We start from the raw sequence: 4,783 nt of genomic DNA, 5'->3' as shown, positions 1-4,783 counted from the left end.
GGATCTTTCAGTGGCAGAAAATATCAAATGTGTTGTGTGGGCTGACGCCAAACTATTGGGGCGCGGTTTTGATGCGTTGATCGACTGGTGTCTTGACTTATCGCTTCGAAATAACGGAAAAATTTGTATTGAGTTCAGCATTTTGCAAAGCTCAGATACCAAAGCGACATGTGCGTTAAAGTTTTTTGGGGACATTGATTTGATGCAAGCGCGATCAAGCTCCAATTGGAAATCCTGTTTTGAGATTTTTCAACGCATTGTGGAACATCATGGGGGCCAGTCTTGGCTTCAAAACGAACGCACTGATCAGTTTGAGGTGAGGTTTCAATTACTCTTGGCCAAAGACACGTCACAATCAACCTAGTAGGGTGCAACTTCCGCACACTTCGGGGGTATTGGAGAGACATCACTCGCGATTCAGCGAAGATTCACATCGATTGCTTTAAGATGGCTATCCGCGGACTTCAAAAGCAGTGTACACTTGTAGGCACGAAGTGCCATTGCCTTATTCGAGATGTGTGAATGCGAATTTTGACGATAGCCTGTTGGTTTCTATTGATGGCCTATGTGAGTGTGCCTGCCGATGCCACACCAACGTTGTTACCGTTGTCGGCGATTTCAGCGCAGCAAGCGGTACAGCTGGCGCAAAAAAAAGTGCCAGGACGAGTGTTGTCTGTGAGCAAACAAGTTCGATCAGGACGTGTGATTTATCACGTTAAAATTTTAACAAAAGACGGTCGAGTTCGTGTCGTGACCATTGATGGTGGTAAGTTACGGAAGTCGTAAAGGAGATGTGACGGATGCGTGTCCTTTTGGTGGAAGATGAGCCATTGCTCAGCGCTCAGGTACATGACTTGTTGCGCCAAGCAGGTTATGCGGTTGAGGTGTGTGATTGTGGCACAGACGCATTATTTTACGGGGATGAGCTTGAGTTGGACGTGGCGATTGTTGATCTTGGGTTGCCCGATATTTCAGGCGTCCAGGTGATTCGGGAATGGCGTGCAAAAAAACATGATTTTCCCATATTGATATTGACGGCCAGAGATCATTGGCAGGACAAAGTGGAAGGGCTTGCTGCTGGCGCAGATGATTATTTGGTCAAGCCATTTCATCCGGAAGAGCTGAAAGCGCGTGTCAATGCCTTACTGAGACGCTCGAAAGGTTTTTCGGAAGCCACACTGGTGTCAGGGCCGATTAAGCTGGATACGCAGCGTCAATTGGCGTTTCTTCATGACAAAGAGCTTGATTTGACCGCGTATGAATACCGCGTATTGCGCTATCTCTTGATGCATCCTAATAAGGTCATATCCAAAACCGAATTGACGGAACATTTGTACGAACAAGATTTCGAACGCGACAGTAATGTCATCGAGGTGTTTGTTGGCCGTTTGCGTAAGAAAATTGATCCAGATGGGACGCGCAAGCCAATCGAAACGCTTCGTGGAAGAGGTTATCGGTGGCGAATTCCAGTGACATGAGACATCAAGCAAACCGGCAGAGTCTTCGTAGTACGCTGATTCAGACCAGTTTGCTGATTTCTACCCTGTTTATTGTGTTGACGGCTTTCGTATTGGAACGCGCTTTCTATCATGCGCTGTGGGAACGCACAAAACAGCAATTGGAAGCGCAGATATACACACTTATGGCGGTGGCCGATCTTGATTCACAGGGACAACTGATTTTGCCGCGCTATATTGCTGATGAGCGGTTCAATCACTGGGGCGGTGGGCGCTATGCCCGCGTCTTGCGTCCAGATGGTTCGGAGGTCTGGCGTAGTGAAAGTGCCGTGGGACGCACATGGCCGCCACCGTCCAAAGTTCGCCAAGGTGATTCCCTAACCAGAATTTCATATATTGATGCTGTTGAGGTGATTGAACATACCTATCGTGTGGCTTGGGAAGTCAACGGGCGCGATGACAATTATCTTTTCGTTGTCGCTGAAAACTATCAAGATTTTGCGGTGGCGTTGACGTCGTTTCGTTGGCGTTTATTCATCTCTCTGGCATTGTTAGGTGTGGTCATACTGTTCGGACAATTTGTCGTTTTTCGACGTATGCTCAAACCATTAGCTCAAGTACAGGCGGAATTACAGGCAATTGAGCTTGGCCAACGGGCGCGCCTTGATGAGGGATTGCCGATCGAGCTAGCGGGTTTGGTCGCACGCATCAATCGATTGTTGTCATTTGAGGAGGCGCAGCGGCAGAGATTCCAAAATAGCGTCGGAGATCTGGCGCATAGTCTAAAAACGCCGCTGACCATGATTGCCAATGAAGCCAACTCGGATAGGCCTGATGCCGCTTGTATTCGAGATGCTGTGTCGCGCGCTGATCAGTTGGTGCAGTACTATTTAAATCGGGCGAGAGCTGTGGGACGTGGTAGTACCCAACAAAAAGTGAGCTTACGGACAGTGATCCAGAACTTGCTCGAGGCCATGAACAAGGTTTATGCGGATAAAGGTGTGACCGTCGAGTTTGAGTCGGCAGATGAGGGGACATTGCGTGGCCATGAGGGTGACATGCTGGAGCTGTTTGGTAACCTTATCGATAATGCGTTCAAATATTGTCGCGGTGCCGTTTTGATTGCTCTGACGATGAAGGACACGTCACCAGTTGTGACAATCGAGGACGATGGTTCGGGTATCCCAGACAGAGTCAAACAAAGCGTTTTTGAGCGTGGCCGCCGTCTGGACGAGAAAATGGCTGGACATGGCCTTGGCCTTTCCATCGCAGCCAATATTGTGCAAGCCTATGAAGGGAAAATCGAAGTGGCGCGCTCGCCGTTAGGCGGTGCCAAGGTCACCGTGACACTTCAAGCATGAGCAAACAGGTGCGAAAAATCATCCACATCGATATGGATTGTTTTTTCGCAGCCATAGAAATGCGAGATCGTGATCTTCCATCATCAATACCGATAGCAGTAGGGGGACTTGATGGAAGGGGCGTTGTGGCGACATGTAATTATGCAGCACGCCGCTACGGGGTGCGTTCAGCCATGCCAGTCGCGCACGCACGCCGTCTTTGTCCGAGCCTATGCGTGATTTCGCCTGATATGAGTAAATATCGTGAAGAAAGTCTCGCCATACGATCGATATTTCGTCGGTTTACGGAACTTGTGGAACCGGTCAGTTTAGATGAAGCCTATTTGGACGTGACCGGTGCTCGGCATTGTGGTGGCTCAGCGACGCATATTGCTTACCAGATCCGCTATCTGATTTGGAGGGAGAGGCGTTTAACCGCGAGTGCGGGTGTGGGCCCAAACAAGCTGATTGCTAAGCTGGCGAGTGACTGGTGTAAACCGAATGGGCAATTTACTGTACCACCGCAAGAAGTGAGTGGTTTTGTGGAATTGTTGCCTATCGAACGGCTGCGTGGCGTGGGGCCCGTACTGCGTGAAAAACTGCACCAGCTCGGCATATTTACCGCAGGTGAATTAAGGCGTTTGCCGCTCCATGAATTGACACAAAGATTTGGCAAAATGGGAGTGTCACTCTACAAACAGGCGCACGGCATGGACGATCGTCCAGTGCATGCGCACAGAGAGCGTAAACAAATGAGCCATGAGCAGACTTTTCCAATGGATCTGACGACGTGGTCAATGGTAGAAGCGGAACTCCAGCGCATGGCAGGTGAGTTATTGGTGGATATCGCGCGCGCCGACCGACTGGATCAGGTTTATCAGGTTGTGATTCGCATGCGAAGCGCTCATTTCGAAACCCGTCAGAAGATGTGTCGGACGGAACAATTCTCACTTGATGTTGTGATGTCAATGGCGAAGCAACTGTTTAATGAATGTGGGGAGGCAGTACGTCTAATCGGTGTTGGTGTTATTTTTGCCAAAGCCGCGGGCGGGAGAATTTGCTAGCTGCCGGAGGAAGCATGATTTTTTCGTCTATACTTGTGAAAGGTCAGAACGTTCAAGGAGTCATCGACAATGCTCCGGATTCCAAACGAACCGCTTTATCAGATGCTGCGTGATGGTCGTGTGAGTGAGTTTAATGATGCGGTGAAGAATGGCGCTGTGCCGGATTTGACAAACTGTGATTTTCGCAACTGTGATTTGAAAGGACTGAAAGCAGAAGGACTTGACTTGTCCGGCTGCTATTTTCGTAATTGCGATTTGCGTGGTATTGACTTTCGTAAGACAAATCTGGAAGGAGCCAGCTTTCATGGCGCGCAGATTTCAGGATGCTACTTTCCTACTAACTTATCTCCAGAAGAAATCACAATGAGTGTGGTTCATGGGACACGTGTCCGGTTATTGTCCTGAGGACTTTTCCTGAAGGTACAGAATCGGTATCCTAGCCCCCGACAAGACCATAAATCAGGGGGAGGCAAGGTTTGGCTACGTTCAATGAGTTTCTAATTTGGTTGGATGGTTATCTCGGTTCGGCACCGTATTTTCCGTATCTGTTGCTTGGTGTCGGCCTGTTCTACACGCTCTATCTTGGGTTTCCGCAAATTCGCTATTTCAAACATGCCATACGCATCACGCGCGGCAAGTATGACAAGGACACGGACCAAGGAGATACCTCCCACTTTGGGGCATTGACCACCGCGCTGTCCGGGACAGTTGGGACTGGTAATATCGGTGGTGTGGGGCTTGCCGTTGCCGTTGGTGGTCCGGCCGCGCTGTTTTGGATGTGGGCGACGGCATTTTTCGGTATGACCACCAAATTCGTGGAAGTCACCTTGTCGCATAAATATCGGGTGATTTTAGAAGATGGGACGGTTGCCGGTGGCCCCATGTATTATATGGAACGCGCACTCGGCATGAAATGGTTGGC

At 49.5% G+C, this 4,783-nt stretch carries 7 protein-coding genes; all 7 read left to right on the top strand.

Annotated elements, in window-relative coordinates; all coding sequences use genetic code 11:
- The first annotated feature begins 10 nt into the window (after nucleotides 1-10).
- Complete coding sequence (locus D6694_00495) at nucleotides 11-364, top strand: hypothetical protein (GenBank protein RMH48431.1); 354 nt, start codon at nucleotides 11-13, stop codon at nucleotides 362-364.
- A 158-nt stretch (nucleotides 365-522) separates the two neighbouring features.
- Nucleotides 523-786, top strand: coding sequence for a hypothetical protein (locus D6694_00490; protein RMH48430.1), 264 nt, complete (start codon nucleotides 523-525; stop codon nucleotides 784-786).
- A gap of 14 nt (nucleotides 787-800) precedes the next feature.
- Nucleotides 801-1,478 carry a DNA-binding response regulator gene (locus D6694_00485; protein RMH48429.1) on the top strand — a complete coding sequence of 226 codons (678 nt, stop codon included), beginning with the start codon at nucleotides 801-803 and terminating at the stop codon, nucleotides 1,476-1,478.
- The gene (locus D6694_00480; protein RMH48428.1) at nucleotides 1,475-2,818 is read left to right on the top strand and encodes a GHKL domain-containing protein; all 1,344 of its coding nucleotides are present in this window, start codon (nucleotides 1,475-1,477) and stop codon (nucleotides 2,816-2,818) included. The genes D6694_00485 and D6694_00480 overlap by 4 nt, the downstream gene beginning before the upstream one ends.
- Complete coding sequence (locus D6694_00475; protein ID RMH48427.1) at nucleotides 2,815-3,861, top strand: DNA polymerase IV; 1,047 nt, start codon at nucleotides 2,815-2,817, stop codon at nucleotides 3,859-3,861. The genes D6694_00480 and D6694_00475 overlap by 4 nt, the downstream gene beginning before the upstream one ends.
- A gap of 69 nt (nucleotides 3,862-3,930) precedes the next feature.
- A complete protein-coding gene (locus D6694_00470; protein RMH48426.1) occupies nucleotides 3,931-4,266 on the top strand; it encodes a pentapeptide repeat-containing protein in 336 nt (111 codons plus the stop codon).
- Between the two features lie 71 nt (nucleotides 4,267-4,337).
- Nucleotides 4,338-4,783 (top strand): sodium:alanine symporter family protein (locus tag D6694_00465; GenBank protein RMH48425.1); only part of this gene is annotated, 446 nt, incomplete at its 3' end.

The organism is Gammaproteobacteria bacterium (assembly GCA_003696665.1).
Lineage (GTDB): Bacteria > Pseudomonadota > Gammaproteobacteria > Enterobacterales.
The sequence above is the reverse complement of the archived record's forward strand: the minus strand, read 5'-3'. Positions and strand labels throughout refer to the sequence as shown.